At 57.1% G+C, this 16,720-nt stretch carries 14 protein-coding genes; 5 read left to right on the forward strand and 9 right to left on the reverse strand.

What is annotated here, in order from left to right; genetic code table 11:
• Nucleotides 1-117 precede the first annotated feature (117 nt).
• From MPRO_RS13540 to MPRO_RS13570, 7 genes are all read right to left on the reverse strand, one after another.
• The gene (locus MPRO_RS13540; protein WP_067293423.1) at nt 118-1,347 is read right to left on the reverse strand and encodes an AGE family epimerase/isomerase; all 1,230 of its coding nucleotides are present in this window, start codon (nt 1,345-1,347) and stop codon (nt 118-120) included.
• 94 nt (nt 1,348-1,441) lie between these two features.
• Nucleotides 1,442-2,713, reverse strand: a complete 1,272-nt coding sequence (locus MPRO_RS13545) for an MGH1-like glycoside hydrolase domain-containing protein (RefSeq protein ID WP_067293427.1) — start codon at nt 2,711-2,713, stop codon at nt 1,442-1,444.
• A 101-nt stretch (nt 2,714-2,814) separates the two neighbouring features.
• Complete coding sequence (locus tag MPRO_RS13550) at nt 2,815-3,825, reverse strand: ABC transporter ATP-binding protein (RefSeq protein ID WP_067293430.1); 1,011 nt, start codon at nt 3,823-3,825, stop codon at nt 2,815-2,817.
• Nucleotides 3,826-3,843: 18 nt separating this feature from the next.
• The gene (locus tag MPRO_RS13555) at nt 3,844-4,731 is read right to left on the reverse strand and encodes a carbohydrate ABC transporter permease (RefSeq protein ID WP_082708757.1); all 888 of its coding nucleotides are present in this window, start codon (nt 4,729-4,731) and stop codon (nt 3,844-3,846) included.
• Nucleotides 4,728-5,579: a carbohydrate ABC transporter permease gene (locus MPRO_RS13560; RefSeq protein ID WP_067293433.1), complete on the reverse strand. Its 852-nt coding sequence runs from the start codon at nt 5,577-5,579 to the stop codon at nt 4,728-4,730. The genes MPRO_RS13555 and MPRO_RS13560 overlap by 4 nt, the downstream gene beginning before the upstream one ends.
• Nucleotides 5,580-5,677: 98 nt before the next feature.
• Nucleotides 5,678-6,943: an ABC transporter substrate-binding protein gene (locus MPRO_RS13565; RefSeq protein ID WP_067293436.1), complete on the reverse strand. Its 1,266-nt coding sequence runs from the start codon at nt 6,941-6,943 to the stop codon at nt 5,678-5,680.
• A 38-nt stretch (nt 6,944-6,981) separates the two neighbouring features.
• Complete coding sequence (locus tag MPRO_RS13570; protein WP_067293439.1) at nt 6,982-8,016, reverse strand: LacI family DNA-binding transcriptional regulator; 1,035 nt, start codon at nt 8,014-8,016, stop codon at nt 6,982-6,984.
• A gap of 200 nt (nt 8,017-8,216) precedes the next feature.
• On the opposite strand from MPRO_RS13570, the gene MPRO_RS25830 reads away from it, so the two are divergent.
• The gene (locus MPRO_RS25830; RefSeq protein WP_158651817.1) at nt 8,217-8,390 is read left to right on the forward strand and encodes a hypothetical protein; all 174 of its coding nucleotides are present in this window, start codon (nt 8,217-8,219) and stop codon (nt 8,388-8,390) included.
• 31 nt (nt 8,391-8,421) lie between these two features.
• On the opposite strand, the gene typA is transcribed toward MPRO_RS25830, so the two are convergent.
• Nucleotides 8,422-10,230 carry a translational GTPase TypA gene (typA, locus tag MPRO_RS13575; protein ID WP_067293443.1) on the reverse strand — a complete coding sequence of 603 codons (1,809 nt, stop codon included), beginning with the start codon at nt 10,228-10,230 and terminating at the stop codon, nt 8,422-8,424.
• Between the two features lie 438 nt (nt 10,231-10,668).
• Between typA and glnA the strand changes: the two genes are divergently transcribed.
• The 3 genes from glnA (at nt 10,669) to glnG (ending at nt 15,006) form a co-directional block, all read left to right on the forward strand.
• The gene (gene glnA, locus MPRO_RS13580) at nt 10,669-12,078 is read left to right on the forward strand and encodes a glutamate--ammonia ligase (protein WP_067293447.1); all 1,410 of its coding nucleotides are present in this window, start codon (nt 10,669-10,671) and stop codon (nt 12,076-12,078) included.
• Nucleotides 12,079-12,500: 422 nt separating this feature from the next.
• Nucleotides 12,501-13,586: a nitrogen regulation protein NR(II) gene (glnL, locus tag MPRO_RS13585; protein WP_067293450.1), complete on the forward strand. Its 1,086-nt coding sequence runs from the start codon at nt 12,501-12,503 to the stop codon at nt 13,584-13,586.
• A complete protein-coding gene (gene glnG / locus MPRO_RS13590) occupies nt 13,570-15,006 on the forward strand; it encodes a nitrogen regulation protein NR(I) (RefSeq protein ID WP_067293454.1) in 1,437 nt (478 codons plus the stop codon). The genes glnL and glnG overlap by 17 nt, the downstream gene beginning before the upstream one ends.
• 307 nt (nt 15,007-15,313) lie before the next feature.
• Here the strand turns inward: glnG and MPRO_RS26345 are convergent, their stop codons facing one another.
• The gene (locus MPRO_RS26345) at nt 15,314-15,688 is read right to left on the reverse strand and encodes a hypothetical protein (protein ID WP_245635100.1); all 375 of its coding nucleotides are present in this window, start codon (nt 15,686-15,688) and stop codon (nt 15,314-15,316) included.
• Between MPRO_RS26345 and MPRO_RS13600 the strand changes: the two genes are divergently transcribed.
• Entirely contained in the window at nt 15,623-16,600 is a 978-nt protein-coding gene (locus MPRO_RS13600) for an IS630 family transposase (protein WP_245635098.1), read from the forward strand. The genes MPRO_RS26345 and MPRO_RS13600 overlap by 66 nt on opposite strands.
• The last annotated feature ends 120 nt before the right edge of the window (nt 16,601-16,720 follow it).

A 16,720-nucleotide genomic window follows, 5' to 3' on the forward strand; every position in this document is an offset into this window, starting at 1 on the left:
TGATTACATCCTTTTCGAAGCTGAAACACCCGCCAGACAGCCTCTTAAGATACGCGAGAAGCTGTGACGGGCGTAGCCCTCAATGAAGCTTAGGCAGGGAAAATAAAGCGAATTTGCTCAAATCTCCAGCGTGTTGCAGCGCAGTACTTCATGGCAGGCACCCATGCTGTGGTAGTCACACTTGCCACCGGGCGGGCTCTTGATGTCGTCATAGCGCTGATTGTCGGCATCCAGCAGACGATACCAGGCGCCGTGACGGTGATCGATCATATGCTCCCAGCTGTAGTCCCACAGGCGTTCGTACCAAGCCCAGTATTTTGCGTCCCCGGTGCGTTCGGCCAGAAGGGCGGCGGCCGCCATGGATTCGGCCTGCACCCAGAAGTACTTGTCGTCATCGCAGATGCTGCCATCGGGGGCGAAACCGTAATAGATGCCGCCGCGTTCTTGATCCCAGGCGGTGTTCAGCGCTACATCGAACAGGCGTTGGGCACAGGGCAGCAGCCAGTCCGCCGGCTGATGACGTTCGATCATCAGTAGCAGCTTGGTCCACTCGGTGAGGTGACCTGGCTGAAAGCCCCAGGGACGGTAGAGGTTTTTGGGGTCGGACTTGTTGTAGTTCCAGTCGACCTGCCAGCTGGCATCGTAGTGCTCCCACATCAGGCCATTGGCCAGCGCGGACTGACGCTGGCAGATATTCTGCGCCAGGGTCATGGCGCGCTTGAGGTACTTCTTGTCTGAGGTGGCCTCGTAGGCAGCGATCATGGCTTCGCAGCTGTGCATGTTGGCATTCTGGCCGCGATAGGGCGCAACGGTGCTCCAGTCGGCGCTGATCTCGTCGCGATAGAGTCCGTAGTCGGCATCCCAGAAGTGCTGCTCCATCAGGGCGTAGGTCTCCTCTATCCAGGGGGCGGCCTCAGTGATGCCGGCCTTAAGGGCGCTGGAATAAGCGAGCAGTACAAAGGCCAGGCCATAGCAGTGATTGGTGTCGTCTGCGGTTGTGTCACCATCCAGCATCCAGCGATAACCGCCGGTGGCCGGGTTCAGGTGTTTTTCCCGCAGGAACTTGAGGCCATGACGCACGGCATCCAGATATGCAGGTTCACCGAACTCGATGGCGGTCATGGCGTAGTTGAAGATCATGCGGGTGCTGCTGACCAGGTGGCGGCTCTGGGTATCGTAAATACGGCCGTCGTCACGAAACGCCTGGTAAAAGCCACCCAGATCCGTATCGATGCACTTTGGGTGATAAAAGCCCATGATCTCGCGGATATGGGTCTGCAGAAATTCGCGGGAACGAAACCCCTGAGTTGTCGGGGGTGTGTGGGCCGCGTGCTTAGGTGTAAGCATGATCGCCTCTGATCTTGGTGAAAGATATTTGTCGATGCGTACAGAGCCGCGGGCTGTCGCTGTTGCCGCGAGGGCCCGCGGGTGCTGATCGGCTTTAGTCTTTGAGCCAGTGCAGGGCGATGGCGGCGGTCCAGGAGAATTCGCCGCCGCCGCAGCCTTCGCCGCTAACGGAATTGTAGTATTCCCAGAAATCGCCGTTCGCAAGGCAGGCTTTTGACACTTGCTTGATCTGCGCGGCTCGTTCCGACAGGCCGTAGGTGTCCAGTCCCAGTGCGATCATCCAGTTGATATGCAGCCAGGACGGCCCGCGCCAGTAACGCTGGGGTTCAAAGGTTTCACTGTGCGGGTGGGTGGATGCCAGGCCGAAGGGGGCATCCTCGATCCAGGATCCGAGATTTTCATTGATCGCGGCGGCCTGAGCGGGGCTTGCCAGTTCGCCGAACAGCGGCAGCACACCGGCGCAGCTGATGGTCTTCAACTGTGCACCGGTGAGCGTGTCGCGGCTGACGAAGCAGTTGAGATCTTCTGACCAGAGGGCTCCGATAGCCGCTGCGGTGCGAGCCGAGCTTTGCTGCAGGCTGCGGGTGCTGTCGTTGTCGATACGGTTCTGGCACAGCACGAGCAGGTCGGTATTTGCCCGGTGAAGGATCGAGATGATACCGATGTCCTGTACCCGGTACGGGCAGGTTTGGTAGATAAGATCACTGTCGAAGTGGTTGCGCTTGAAGAAATCGACCAGGTAAATGTAGCGGTCGTATTGGTGTTTGTGCGGCCGCTCGGCGGCATCGACATGGCCGGTATCGCGGCGAGTGTACTCCCAGTCGGCCGCTGGCACGTTTTCAAGCGGGTGGTCCCAGGCCGGGCTATTGTCCATGCCGGACTCCCAGGGGTGGTAGCTGCACACCAGGCCGGTATTTTCAGGGTCGCGTTCGCGGTACCACCAAAGGTGGTAGGCCATCACGCCTGGCAGTAGCTGGGCCAGTTTTTGTTCGGCCAGTGCACGGTCTTTTCCTTGTTCAAACAGAATTTTGACCACGCTTGCCAATACCGGCGGCTGTGAAATGGCGCTGGTCTTGACGGCATTCTCGACTCCCCAGACTTCGGGGCCCGGGAAGTAGGTGTCGGCGTCGGCGTGGAAAATAATATGCGGCACCATGCCGTTGTCCCACTGGCCCTTGAGCAGCATTTCAAGTTCCAGCCAGGCGCGGGCTTCGTCGCCGGCTTCCATCCAGCCAAGCGCGGTAATGGCGGCGTCCCAGTTCCACTGGAAGGGGTACAGTCCCTGAGTCGGAATGGTGTAACCGCCCAGGTCGTTGTTGCGCAGAATGCGTGTTGCGTGGTCGATGTCGAAAACCGGTTTTTTCATGATTTTTGCCTGCAGAAAGTCGCAGACGGAATGCAGTACATTCCGCTGTTCGGTTAAATTCGGGGTTTTTGGGGTAAAAGGCCGTGCGTACCGGGGGACGCTTACATGATGTGTCCGGCCTGATCGTAAAAGCGCACCTTGTCATCGGCCGGACGTATAAAGAGATCGCTGCCGTTGGGAACCTGCAGGTCGCTGGGGATGTTGATGCGGATCATTTCGCCATCGGCTTTGGTGGTCAGTTGCTGATGGGAGCCCAGCAGCTCCTTGATCAGTACATTGGTCTTTATAAAACCCTCCTGGGGTTCAAAACGCACATCAAAGTCTTCTGGTCGTACACCCAGCTTGTTGACCTGATTTTTCGAGATATTCCAGCCAGCCTTGGGCGCAATGAAATTCATCGGCGGGTTGCCGATAAAACTGCCGACAAATTCCGTGGCTGGGTTGTGGTAAATCTCGGTTGGCACGTCGTACTGCTCGATCCGGCCACCGTTCATTACGGCGATTCGATCCGCCAGGCTCATGGCCTCCACCTGGTCATGGGTGACGTAGATGGTGGTGGTGTTGGATGCGCTGAGCACGGTTTTCAGCTCTGCGCGCATTTCCAGGCGCAGCAGGGCATCGAGGTTGGACAGGGGTTCGTCCATTAGCAGTACTTCGGGCTCCATGGCCAGGGCACGGGCTACGGATACGCGCTGACGCTGTCCACCAGAGAGCTGGCCGGAGTAATGCGTCAGGCGGTTTTCGATATGCATCAGCTCGGCGGTTTCTTTCACCTTGCGCTGAATATGTTCTTCGCTGTCTTTACGCATGCGCAGGCCGAAGGCGATGTTTTCAAACACCGTCATGTGCGGGAATACCGCATAGTTCTGGAACACCATTGCGATGCGACGGCTTTTGGGCGGCAGGCTGTTGATGACCCGGTCGCCGATGCGGATGGTGCCCGATGACTCGGTTTCGAGCCCGGCGATAATGCGCAGCAGGGTGGACTTGCCGCAGCCCGAGGGGCCCAGCAGTACCACGAATTCCTTGTCCTTAATCTCAAGATCCACAGACTTCAGAATCTCAAGGTTGCCAAACTGCTTTCTTACTTTTTCTATGCGAATGTCAGACATGATAATTCCTACCAAAAATCAGCGGTTTGAGATGCCCCACATGCTGAACAGATACTTTCTGATCGCAAAGAGGAACAACAAAGCGGGAACGACAAGCACCAGGCCACCGGCAAACTTGATCTCGGCTGGAGATTCCGCAAGGCTCTGCACCAGAAAGGCGGTCAGAGTGCGGTTCTGCACAGTCAGGATGGCGGAGGCAAAGACCTCGTTCCAGGAAATGACAAAGGCGAATACGGCTGAGGCCGCAATGCCGGGCGCTGCCAGTGGCAGAACCACCTTGCGAAACGCCTGCCAGCGGTCGCAGCCCATGGTCCAGGCAGCCTCTTCCAGCTCCACCGGAATGCCCATAAACAGGCTTGAGGTAATCAGTACCGAGAACGGCAGCGCCAGGGTCGCATGCACAAAGGCCAGGCCAATCAGGGAGTCGTCAATGCCCACCTGGATAAAGATCACCGCCAGCGGCAATGCCAGCAGCGGCATAGGGAAGGCGCGGGACATCACTATGATCATCTTGTAGGTGGTCATGCCGCGAAACACGAAGCGTGCCAGCGCATAGCCTGCGGGTGCCCCCAGCAAGATGGCGATGATCATGGTAAACACGGCCGCGAGAATGGAGTTGATCAGTGCGCTAATCACGCCATTGTAGTTCCAGAAGAACATCAGGGTATCGGTGTGGATGCCCGGCGCGATCGACTTGGGCCAGCCATTGACCTGTGCCGGTGTGCTGATGGCATTGATAATCAGCAGCCCGATGGGGGCCAATACCCAGAGGATCAGAATGGATACGCCGGCCCAGAACAGCCAGCGCCAGGCGTTGTTCTGAGGCGACAGGCGACGGCTGAAAGGGTTGAAGCGGGCTAAGCCCTGCACCTGTGCAGAGGCGCTGTTAGCGACGGGCGATTTCATCCTCGGGCCTCCTTCGGAACGTTAAGCACTTTGACGTAGAAGCCGGTAATCAGTACCGAAACGGCCATGATGAGTACGGCGTAGGCAGAGGCTGCACCGGTATCGCGATAGCTGAACTGCCAGTTGAACGTCTCGCTCATCAGTACCGGCATGTCGGTACCACCGAGCATCATGACCACCGCGAAGACTTCCAGCGCCAGCAGGGTGCGCAGTATCAGGGCGGACTGAATGCTTGGGCGCAGCAGCGGCAGGGTGATTTTCCACAGGCGCTGCCAGTAATTGGCGCCAAAGATCTTGCCGGCCTCTTCGTATTCCTTGGGGATAAGGCCCAGACCCGAGACCAGAATCACCAGCAGAATCGCAGTGCCACGCCAGATTTCAGCGACCGCAACGGCGAAGAAAAGCGCAATCGGGTGCTGATAGTTAAGCCAGGCAGCAGGCCCGTCGATCAGGCTGACGGCATGGAGAAAGCTGTTCAAAAAGCCGAACTGCTCCAGGATAGCGAGCCAGATGATGCCGGCGGCAAGGTCGGAGATACCCAGCGGGATAGTCCAGATATAAAGGATGTTGTCCCGTCCCTTGTTCATCTTGCTGACCATCAAGGCCATGCCGATGGCCATTACCAGCTGCACCGGTACTACGACGGCGGTAAGCAGTAGGGTATTTTTGAGCGCCGGCATAAAGTTGAAGTCATTGATAACCTGGGAAAAATTCCCAAGCGAAACTTCGCCGTTAGAGTTGAGAAAGGCCTCTGCAAATATCTGCAGAAACGGGTAGAGAAAGAACAGCGCCATAAAGAGCGCGCTGGGCGCAATCAGGTAATAGGGCAACCATTTGCTGTTGTTCATAAATGAATACCGCAGGCTGGATACAGGGAATTACAGTTGTGGCTGTGCCTGTTGCGCTGCCGGAGGGGCCGGCAGCGCGTGCTAGTAGCCAGTAGGGTTTACTTGACCGGGCAAGCGCCGGTGCTGGGCAGGTCCGGTGACCAGCAGGGGGCGCCGGCTTCCTGCATCAGGCGCTCAAGCTGGGATGCCTGACGATCCAGAATGCTGTCGATGTCGGCGTTGCGCAGCACTATCTGCTGGAAACTGTCCTGATAGATTTTGCTGAACAGGCCGCTCTTGTCACCCAGACCTATGGGCAGCAGCGACAGTATGGCATCGGGGGAATTGGCCTGGGCTGCCACTGCCGTGCCTGAAATCTGCACGCTCTTTGGCAGGTCATCCGGGAAGTCCACCTTCACAGTCGGGAAGAAGCTGGTGGCACGCAGGGTTGCGATCTGGGTTTGCGGCTCCATCAGATACTTGATCAGACGAGCTGATTCGGCGCGATCCACGGCCTTGGCCGGAATGGCAAGACCGGCAACGACAGGCATATATCCGCGCCCTGCAGGGCCAGCCGGAGCCGGGAAAGCGATAAAGTCGTCGGGTTGCTTGTCGAAGGCATCCTTGAGACGAGCGGTATGATCAAAGGCCACCCAGACTTCACCTGTCAGCAGGGGTTCCTGCATGAAGTTATAGGCTGTGGAACGCGGGTTGCTAACCTGCCAGATATCCCTGAATGTGGCCCACATCTGCTTGGCCGCGTCGCTGCGGAACTCCGTCACCACCGAGTTGGTAAAGGACGGATACAGGTAGCCCTGCAGAAAACGGTGAATCAGACCTTTGGGGCCGGCGGGAAAGCCCAGCTTGGCTTCGCCGGTGGCCTGCTGCATGTTCTGACCCCATTGCAGCAGCTGGTCGTAGGTCAGCGCCTGCACATCGGCGCCTTCTGGCAGATGCTCCAGCGCCTTTTTATTGGCTGCCATGATGTATGTGGCTTGCATCCAGGGCACGTACATCTGGTCTTCGCCGCCCAGCTTGCCGAGCTTGATGTAGCCTGGGCTGACACCGGCTGCCTGCAAGGTGGGAATCAGGTCGTTGACGTTATCCAGCGCTGTTTCTATAGGCGGGTAGTCACCGTGCAATGCGCCCAGGAGCGCGAGGGAGCCCTTGTCGGCCTTCTGCTCGGCTTCAATGCGGGCAAAGAAAGGACCGTCTTCCTGGGGCAGAAATTGAACCTCGCCATCGAAACCTTTCAGTACCTTGTCGCGCATGGCCTGAGCCTCTTCCAGCGGGCGCGCCTGGGTGGAGAAGAATACGGTGTCGGCAGCGGCGACGGAGCAGCTCAGTAAACCGGCCAGAGCCAGGGTAAGCGTTTTCTTGTGCATTTTTATTGTCCTGCTTGTTGTTGTTTTAACGAAGGGCGTTAAACCGCCGCGCTAATCGGGCCTGAGCCCGTGGTATCCCGTTCGAGCAGTTGATAGTCGAACAGCTGGTGCTGCTTGACCGGCTGGCTGGCGGCCTTTGGGTCGAGCAACAGATTGATAAGGGCATCACTCACCGCGCTGAAGGAGACATCAAGGGTGGAGAGGCGCGGGCGGTTGCTGTCAACCGGCGGCAGATTGTCGGCGCCGATAATGGCCACATCCTGGCCGGGCCTGAGGCCCAGATCGAGACAGGCCTGCAGTACCGCATAGGCAAAGACGTCACTGGCGCAGACAAAGGCGGTGGGGGCATTGTTGCCTTGCAGCATGGTGCGTACCGGTTCATAGGCGCTGCCGGGGCCGAATTCGCAATTGAGTTCGCGGCTTTCAAGTCCTGCAGCCTGCATGGCATTGGAATAGCCGGTATGACGCAGGCTGGCAGTATTCAGATTCTGTGGAAAGTTCAGGAATGAAATACGTCTGTGGCCGCGCTTAATCAGGGTTTCGGTGGCCTGGAAAAAGCCCCGCTCGGCGTCGGTATCCACCCAGCAATGTCTGTCCGCGTCTGCGGTACGGCCGTGGGTCACGAAGTGCACGCCCTGGGTCAGCAGATAATCGACCCGTGGGTCCTGAGGCTGGGTACGGGCGATGATAAAAGAGTCCACCCGGGCGCTATCGACAAAGCGCTTGTAAGTATCCAGCTCGTTCTTGTCCTGGGGTACCGTCGTGATAATCAGGTCGTGGTTGGGGGCGGCATCGTGCAGCGCCTGACTGAGGGAGACCAGCAGGCGACTGTTGAACTGATCGCGGAAGTCACCGTAGGCGCCGTGCATGATAAAGCCAACAGCGGAAGAGCGGCCGGTAACCAGACGCCGAGCGGCATGATTTGGCCTGTAGCCCAGCTGCTGTGCCTTGGCCTTGACCTTTTCCTTGGTGGCGACGCTGACATCGTCATAGTCGGCCAGTGCCCGGGATACGGTTGTAACCGAGATCCCGAGTTCCTTTGCCAGTGATTTGAGGTTGACGCCCTTGGCCATATTGACTGTCCCAGGTTGGATCCGAAACGTTTCGGATTTGCTGAAAATATAATCCGAAACGTTTCGGGTGGCAAGTGCAAAATACAAGAGGCAGGTATTTATAGTCGTACTCGATCGGGCGTCTGCCGGAGTCTGAGCACGCTATAAATGTGCCGGGAAAATTGCTGGAGATAGCGGAGCAACGGGCGGGCAGGCGATGCATGATGCTGCTGTTTGGGTGCAGCGTCAGCGACAATAAAAAGCGCATAAAAACTGAGCAGATATTTTTACGCAGTACATTTGGCTCGGCCAAAAGCGTTATCGAGTCGGGCTGGCAGGCAGGTACAAAAAAGGGGAGTGCCTGGCGGCACTCCCCTTTTTTACAAGACGATTAAACCCGGTTCGCTGCGGTTGCAGCGACGAGGTTTACTTCTTGTTGCGCTTGCGCTCGTTTTCTTTCAACAGCTTCTTGCGAATACGCAGGCCTTTGGGAGTCACTTCCACCAGCTCGTCGTCTTCGATGAAGTCCAGCGCCTGCTCCAGGGTGAAGCGGATCGCCGGTGTCAGCTGAATGTTTTCGTCGGTGCCGGAGGCACGAACGTTGGTCAGCTGCTTGCCTTTGGTCGGGTTCACGGCCAGATCGTTGGTACGGCTGTGGATGCCCAGGATCATGCCTTCGTAAACATCGGTGTTAGGCTCGATGCACAGACGGCCACGTTCCTGCAGGTTCCACAGGGCATAGCCCAGGGCCTTACCAGTAACCATGGTAACCAGTACGCCGTTCATGCGCGAGGTGACTTCGCCTTCCTTGATCGGACCGTAGTGGTCGAAGGTCGAGGTCAGGATGCCAGTACCGGAGGTCATGGTCAGGAAGATAGAGCGGAAACCGATCAGACCACGGGACGGAATCATGAATGTCAGGCGTACGCGACCCTTGCCATCCACTTCCATGTTGGTCATGTCGCCTTTGCGCTTGCCCAGCTCTTCGATAACCGAACCCTGGTGCTGCTCTTCAACGTCCAGCATTACCAGTTCGTAAGGCTCTTCGACCTTGCCGTCGACGATCTTCTGGATAACTTCGGGGCGGGACACACCCAGCTCGAAGCCTTCGCGACGCATGGTTTCGATCAGTACCGACAGATGCAGTTCGCCACGGCCGGAGACCTTGAATTTCTCAGGGGATTCGCCCTGTTCAACACGCAGTGCCACGTTGTGGATCAGTTCGCGCTCGAGGCGGTCCTTGATGTTACGGCTGGTGACGAACTTGCCGTCCTGGCCTGCGAACGGCGAATCGTTGACCTGGAAGGTCATGGAAACGGTGGGTTCGTCGACGCTCAGCGGCGGCAGGGCTTCTACCAGGGACGGGTCGCACAGGGTATCGGAGATGTTGAGTCCATCAATACCGGTGATGCAGATAATGTCGCCGGCTTTGGCCTGCGGCACTTCAACACGTTCCAGGCCCATGTAACCCATGATCTTCAGAACCTTGCCGCTACGAACCTTGCCTTCGTGGTCGATAACCTTGACCTGGGCATTGACCGCGATCCTGCCGCGCTTGACGCGACCTACACCGATGACGCCAACATAGCTGTTGTAGTCCAGTGCGGAGATCTGCATCTGCAGCGGACCATCCATGTCGACATTCGGCGGGCTGACGTGCTCGACTACGGCTTCGAACAGCGGCGTCATGTCTTCGGACATCTGATCGACTTCAAGGCCGGCGATGCCGTTAAGGGCAGAGGCGTAAACGATCGGGAAGTCGAGCTGCTCGTCAGTGGCACCCAGGTTATCGAACAGGTCGAAGACCTGGTCTACAACCCAATCCGGACGCGCGCCCGGGCGGTCAACCTTGTTGATGACCACGATGGGGCGCAGGCCCTGGGCGAAAGCTTTCTGGGTTACGAAGCGTGTCTGCGGCATTGGGCCGTCAACGGCGTCAACCAGCAGTAGCACGGAGTCAACCATGGACAGAACGCGTTCCACTTCGCCACCGAAGTCGGCGTGTCCGGGAGTGTCGACGATATTGATCCGGTAACCGTTCCATTCAATGGCGGTGTTTTTCGCCAGAATGGTAATACCGCGCTCACGCTCCTGATCGTTGGAGTCCATGACGCGCTCAGCGCCTTCATCGCGTCGGCCCAGTGTGCCGGACTGCTGCAGCAACTTGTCGACCAGTGTGGTTTTACCATGGTCAACGTGCGCGATGATGGCAATGTTTCTAAGCTTCTCGATCACCAGTTCTTACCTTCAAGAAAATCGGAAAGGCGGCATTATACGGGAGCGGAGCCTAACAAGCGATCAGGATATGATCAAATTGTGGCCAGTTGGGTAACTGTTTCTGTTTGTGAGGGGTTGGGCATGAAAATTAGCCAAGGGCTCCTTTTTGAGGCAGACAGCTTTGGAAGGGTTGCAGTATGATTGGGCTCGCAGATGCCCGCATGGGCAGAAGAAGACTACAAATGATCTAGAGTGGTGCGTTGGCGTGCTTTTGTGCGCTATTTTGGTGCATTGCTTAGGCTTCACCGGTGCTAAGTTGACCGGAAATGAAGCACTTAGGGTCTTTGTAGTGCTGGCACGGAGATTGCTCTTGCTACAGCCAAGAGGTTGTAAGCCGTTTTTAGCAGGACTGCAGAACCACGGATCTGACAGTTTCAACAGAGTGGAGAAAGGCTAATGTCAGAGAATACTCTGAATCTGATTAAAGAAAGCGAAGCGCGCTGGATTGACATGCGCTTTACCGATTTCAAAGGTAAAGAGCAGCATCTCACCATTCCGGTTTCGGATATGGGTGATGAATTCTTCGAAGACGGCAAGATGTTCGATGGTTCTTCCATCGCAGGCTGGAAGGGAATCAACGAATCCGACATGATCCTGATGCCGGATGACAGCGCTTCCGTGCTGGATCCCTTTGCTGAAGACGCTACCGTTATCGTACGTTGCAACATCGTTGAGCCTATGACTGGCCAGGGTTACGACCGTGACCCGCGTTCTGTTGCAACACGCGCCGAAGAATACCTGAAGTCTACCGGCATTGCCGATAGCTGCATGCTCGGCCCAGAGCCGGAATTCTTCGTGTTCGATTCTGTTGAATGGCACGCCGGTATTGGTGGTTGCGGTTACAGCATCGGTTCTGAAGAAGCTTCCTGGTCGTCCGACAAGCAGTTCGAAGGCGGCCGCAACACCGGCCACCGTCCGCGCGTTAAAGGCGGCTACTTCCCGGTTCCCCCAATCGACTCCCTGCACGACCTGCGCGCCGCCATGTGCGATGCCATGGAAGCCATGGGCCTGACCATCGAAGTTCACCATCACGAAGTTGCAACTGCCGGTCAGTGCGAAATCGGCGTGCGTGGCAACAGCCTGGTGAAAAAGGCGGACGAAGTTCAGATCCTGAAGTACTGCGTGCACAACGTTGCCCACAGCTACGGCAAGACTGCGACCTTTATGCCCAAGCCGCTGGTTGGTGATAACGGCTCCGGCATGCATGTACATCTGTCCATGAACAAGGATGGTGTGAACATCTTCGCTGGCGACGGCTACGGTGGTCTGAGCGAAACTGCGCTGTTCTACATTGGCGGTATCGTTAAGCATGCCAAGGCACTGAATGCCATTTGCAACCCGGCTACCAACTCTTACAAGCGTCTGGTACCTGGCTTCGAAGCGCCGGTCATGCTGGCATACTCTGCCCGTAACCGTTCCGCATCGCTGCGTATTCCTTACACTACGAGCCCTAAAGGCCGTCGTGTGGAAGCGCGCTTCCCTGATCCTGCTGCCAACCCTTACCTGTGCTTCGCGGCGCTGCTGATGGCGGGTATCGACGGTATCAAGAACAAGATTCACCCTGGCGACCCGGCTGACAAAGATTTGTACGACCTGCCGCCGGAAGAAGCGAAATTGATCCCGACCGTTGCCGAGAGCCTCGACGAAGCTCTGCTGGCACTGGAAGCGGATCGTGAGTTCCTCACCGCTGGCGGAGTATTCTCCGACGACATGCTGGATGCTTACATCCGCCTGAAGCGTGAAGAACTGGCGCGCGTCAACATGACGACGCACCCGGTAGAATTCGACCTCTACTACTCCGTATAAGCCGCAGGGTGTAAGAACGGTGCCGCTGTGGTGGCGCTGATCTGACGGAACGCAAAAAACCTCCTTCGGGAGGTTTTTTTGTGCCTGCTGCTAACCGTCGAGCTGTCTCTTGCCCTAGCCCCTAGCCCCTAGCCCCTAGCCCTTGCCTTAGCCCCTTAGTTTCGCCGGTGCCGCTTCAGTGTGCGGGCCTGGTTCCATTGTGGGGCGCCATGGCAGAGCGCTTGGCTGTTGTGGTGCGGCTGGCTGTTATGGAAGGAGAGAGCGCACCATAATGGGGCGATGTCTTGCGCAAGACTAAACTGTTAAAGCAGGCTGAGTTGCCCAGTTGTGGCGCCATTCAGGGCATAGAACTCGTTTTAGCGCTGCCAGCAAGTTGGCGTTGATCTTGCTACTACTTAACCAGTCCAGAAACAGAGTTCACTATGTTCAGGCCATCCCAACACAAGCAGATACTCGATAACCTCAGCAAGGCTGTGATCATGCTCGACGGTGCGCTGTGCATCGTTTACATGAATCCGGCGGCCGAGATGCTGTTCGAGGCCACCATGCGCAGGCTTAAGGGCATGAGGGCGGAAGAGTGGCTGGCGGCGAGTCCGGCCGAACTCAGTGTATTGCAGAACTCGATGGCGTCTGGGCATCCCTATACCAAGCGCGAAGCGCGCATGATCACAATGAGCGGGCATGAGCTGATTGTTGATTACAGCGTGAACACCATTCCGCAGTCCGGCGGTGGCCGCACCCTGCTGGTGGAAGTGGAAGCGCGTGACCGCCTGATGCGCATCGAACGCGAAGAAGAGCTGCTGGCCCGCCACGCCGCGGCGCGAAATCTTGTACGTGGTCTGGCCCACGAAATCAAAAATCCGCTGGGGGGCATTCGCGGGGCCGCACAATTACTGGAGCGTGAGCTGAACGACGCCGATTTGCACGAATATACTCGTGTCATCATCGAAGAGGCAGACCGGCTGCGCAACCTGGTGGACCGGCTGCTGGGGCCGCGCAAGCTGCCCCAGCTATCGGCGGTGAATATTCACGCCATCCTTGAACGGGTGTGCAGCCTGGTGAATGCCGAGAGTGGCGGCTGGATCAACATTCAGCGGGACTACGATCCCAGCATCCCCGAATTTACCGGTGACTCGGAGCAACTGATTCAGGCGGTGCTGAATATAGTACGCAACGGCATGCAGGCGCTGCAGCGTGCCGGCACGCCGCAGCCGACGCTGCAGTTACGTACCCGCGCTATGCGCCAGGTCACCCTGGGCACGGAACGCCACCGCCTGGTGTGCTGTGTGATGATCAGCGACAACGGCCCGGGCATTCCGACCGAAATATTCAACAACATCTTCTACCCCATGGTCACCGGACATGCCGATGGCACGGGTCTGGGGCTGTCCATTGCCCAGTCGATCATCAATCAGCATCAGGGATTGATTGAGTGCGTGACTGAGCCGGGTGAAACCCAATTCAAACTCTTTATACCGTTGGAGCTACAGCATGAGAATCTCAGGTAACGTCTGGATCGTGGACGATGACCGGTCGATCCGCTGGGTGCTGGAAAAGGCGCTGGATCAGGCCGGACTTGAGACCCAGTCGTTCGACAACGCCGACGATCTGTTGCGCCGCCTGACGCGTGAAAGTCCCGATGCGATCATCAGCGACATCCGTATGCCCGGTACCGATGGTCTGGCCATGCTCAACAAGATTCAGGATACCCACCCTGAAGTGCCGATCATTATCATGACTGCGCACTCGGATCTCGAAAGTGCAGTTGCATCCTACCAGGGCGGCGCCTTTGAATATCTGCCCAAGCCCTTTGATGTGGATGATGCCGTAGCACTGGCGCGCAGGGCCGTGGCCCACGCCCGGGAGCAACAGCAGCAGGGTGCGGTAATAGAGCCAGTGGTGCTGCGCGCCACCGAGATTATCGGTGAGGCGCCTGCGATGCAGGAAGTCTTCCGCGCCATTGGTAGGCTGTCGCAATCCAATATTACGGTGCTGATCAATGGAGATTCCGGCACCGGCAAGGAGCTGGTGGCTCATGCGCTGCACAAGCACAGTCCAAGAGCCAGCCAGTCATTTATTCCGCTTAATATGGCGGCCATTCCCAAGGATCTGATTGAGTCGGAACTCTTCGGCCACGAGAAGGGCGCTTTTACCGGCGCTGCGGCTGCGCGACGTGGGCGTTTCGAACAGGCCGATGGTGGCACGCTGTTTCTGGATGAAATCGGTGACATGCCGGCGGATACCCAGACCCGCCTGCTGCGTGTTCTGGCCGAAGGCGAATTCTACCGCGTGGGCGGCCATACGCCGGTGCAGGTGGATGTGCGCATTATCGCCGCCACCCATCAGAACCTTGAAAAGCTGGTGGCCGACGGGCGCTTTCGTGAAGACCTGTTCCATCGCCTCAATGTGATTCGTATTCATATCCCCAAACTGGCGGAGCGACGCGAAGATATTCCCCGTCTGGCACAGCACTTTCTTGCCAGCTCGGCCAAGGAACTGAGTGTCGAGCCCAAGGTGCTGAAGGCAGAAACTGAAAAGTTCATGAGTCATCTGGCATGGCAGGGCAATGTGCGTCAGCTGGAGAACACCTGTCGCTGGCTTACAGTGATGGCTTCGGGCCGCGAGGTGCTGATTGAAGACCTGCCGCCGGAACTGCTGGAACAACAGGATCAGGGGGCTACAGTCAGCTCCAATTGGGAGCAGGCGCTGCGTCTGTGGACCGATCAGCAGCTGGGATGTGGTCGCCAGGGCATTCTGGAAGAAGCGGTGCCGGCCTTCGAGCGCATCATGATCGAGACAGCGCTCAAGCATACCGCCGGCCGCCGGCGCGATGCCGCGCTGTTGCTGGGCTGGGGGCGTAATACCCTGACCCGCAAGATCAAGGAGCTGGGTATGGACAGCGATAACGAAGCCGACGAAGACGAGTAACTGTGCGCAGGACGCTTGTCGGCGTCCGCTTGCATGCAGACTTTTCATTGTGAATAGCACTACCACAGGCGCAGTATCAGGAGCTGTTGGTGCACGCTTGGGTGATGTTTTGGGGCGCTAAGGCGGTTTCGTTTGGGCCTGGTCGATCAGTCCTGTATCCCGTTTCGAGTGCCTTGTCCATGGCTTTGCCTGAACATGGCTCATTACCGCGGGTAATCAGGGATGAAATAAATACCGGATATCATGCAACAGGTTGCGCCTACGCTGGGGTTGGCCCTCAAGGGCCTTTCGCCGCCGTGGCACAGCGTTATATCAGGATCATCTGCCGCCAGGCAGTGAGGCCAGCGAGGCAAGTCCGCAGGAGCGCATCAGTGCGCTGCTCGATGATGCGATAAATCTGCACAGCATCAAGGATCTCGATCAGCCGTACCGGCTCGAAATGCAAAAGCTGGGCGTTGATCTGCACAAACTGCAGGGCGCTGACCCTGGCAACTCCAGAGTAAAAGCCGCCATTATTAACCCGGCGGACAATTAGGCATAAATTGAGTATAATCCGTGCATGAAAAAAATAGACACACGGAAAGTCTCTTCTGAGCTTCAGCAACACAACCGCGACTTGGCTATCCGGTTGTTTCAGCAAGGTCACAAAAGGGCAGAAATCGCGGAGGTTATAGGTGTCCACTATACCGTTGCCTGTAGCTGGATTAGGGCCTGGAAACTGGGGGGTGAGCAGGCGATAAAGCTTGGGCAAAGAGGCCGGAGGCCCGAAGAGCAGCGGCGCCTAACCGGTGCTCAAGAGTCCACCTTGAAGAAGCTGATTTGCGACAAAAATCCGGACCAAATGAAACTGCCTTTTGCGCTCTGGAATCGCAAAGCGATACAGGCGGTGGTCAAGCAAATGTGGAATGTTCGTATTGCAATTCGCACCATCGGGGACTACCTGAAACGCTGGGGATTCACGCCCCAGAAGCCCGCAAAACGGGCCTATGAGCGTAATCCTAAGGCGGTAAAAGACTGGTTGGATAACACCTACCCGGGGATTAAAAAACGCGCATCTGTTGAAGATGCCGAGATCTATTGGGGCGATGAAACAGGTATCCGAAACGACTGCCAACACAGTCGAGGATACGCCCCGAAAGGGGAAACCCCGGTCGTCGAAATCAACGCCAAGCGGTTTTCTACGAACATGATCTCAGCGGTCAATAACCGAGGCACCGTCCGCTTCATGATGTATGGAGAGAACATGACCGCAAAAGTGCTGCTTCGGTTTATGAAACGGCTGATTAAGGACGCTGAGCGAAAGGTCTTTCTCGTTTTGGACAATCTTCGAGTTCATCATGCGAAGCTGGTGAAGGCGTGGCTGGTTCGGCATGCAGACGAAATAGAGGTTTTCTATTTGCCTGCGTACTCGCCGGACCTGAATCCGGATGAGTACTTGAATGCTGACTTGAAAGCCGGGATCCGCAGTGCGGCACCCGCTAGAAATCAAGCGGATTTGGCGGGTAAGGTGCTGAGTCACATGCGGATGCTGCAAAAGATGCCAGAGCGAGTTGCGAAATACTTTGAGCATCCGGCGATCAGCTATGCTTCATAGAGGTATTTGCCCGCCGGGTTAATAGCTTGCAGTTGCTGTAATCCTTTGTTTCGGCAATCTGGGCTGACTCAGGTTTTTGCGTCGATGTGGGCGCGAATTCGTAGCGGGAGCTGTCTTCTG

It is taken from the genome of Marinobacterium profundum, assembly GCF_001528745.1.
Classification (GTDB): domain Bacteria; phylum Pseudomonadota; class Gammaproteobacteria; order Pseudomonadales; family Balneatricaceae; genus Marinobacterium_A; species Marinobacterium_A profundum.

What these genes read in the sequence shown, in the direction of transcription:
- MPRO_RS13540 (WP_067293423.1), bottom strand. Translation starts at nt 1,347, where the DNA reads ATGCTTACACCTAAGCACGCGGCCCACACACCCCCGACAACTCAGGGG.
- MPRO_RS13545 (WP_067293427.1), bottom strand. Translation starts at nt 2,713, where the DNA reads ATGAAAAAACCGGTTTTCGACATCGACCACGCAACACGCATTCTGCGC.
- MPRO_RS13550 (WP_067293430.1), bottom strand. Translation starts at nt 3,825, where the DNA reads ATGTCTGACATTCGCATAGAAAAAGTAAGAAAGCAGTTTGGCAACCTT.
- MPRO_RS13555 (WP_082708757.1), bottom strand. Translation starts at nt 4,731, where the DNA reads ATGAAATCGCCCGTCGCTAACAGCGCCTCTGCACAGGTGCAGGGCTTA.
- MPRO_RS13560 (WP_067293433.1), bottom strand. Translation starts at nt 5,579, where the DNA reads ATGAACAACAGCAAATGGTTGCCCTATTACCTGATTGCGCCCAGCGCG.
- MPRO_RS13565 (WP_067293436.1), bottom strand. Translation starts at nt 6,943, where the DNA reads ATGCACAAGAAAACGCTTACCCTGGCTCTGGCCGGTTTACTGAGCTGC.
- MPRO_RS13570 (WP_067293439.1), bottom strand. Translation starts at nt 8,016, where the DNA reads ATGGCCAAGGGCGTCAACCTCAAATCACTGGCAAAGGAACTCGGGATC.
- MPRO_RS25830 (WP_158651817.1), top strand. Translation starts at nt 8,217, where the DNA reads ATGATGCTGCTGTTTGGGTGCAGCGTCAGCGACAATAAAAAGCGCATA.
- glnA (WP_067293447.1), top strand. Translation starts at nt 10,669, where the DNA reads ATGTCAGAGAATACTCTGAATCTGATTAAAGAAAGCGAAGCGCGCTGG.
- glnL (WP_067293450.1), top strand. Translation starts at nt 12,501, where the DNA reads ATGTTCAGGCCATCCCAACACAAGCAGATACTCGATAACCTCAGCAAG.
- glnG (WP_067293454.1), top strand. Translation starts at nt 13,570, where the DNA reads ATGAGAATCTCAGGTAACGTCTGGATCGTGGACGATGACCGGTCGATC.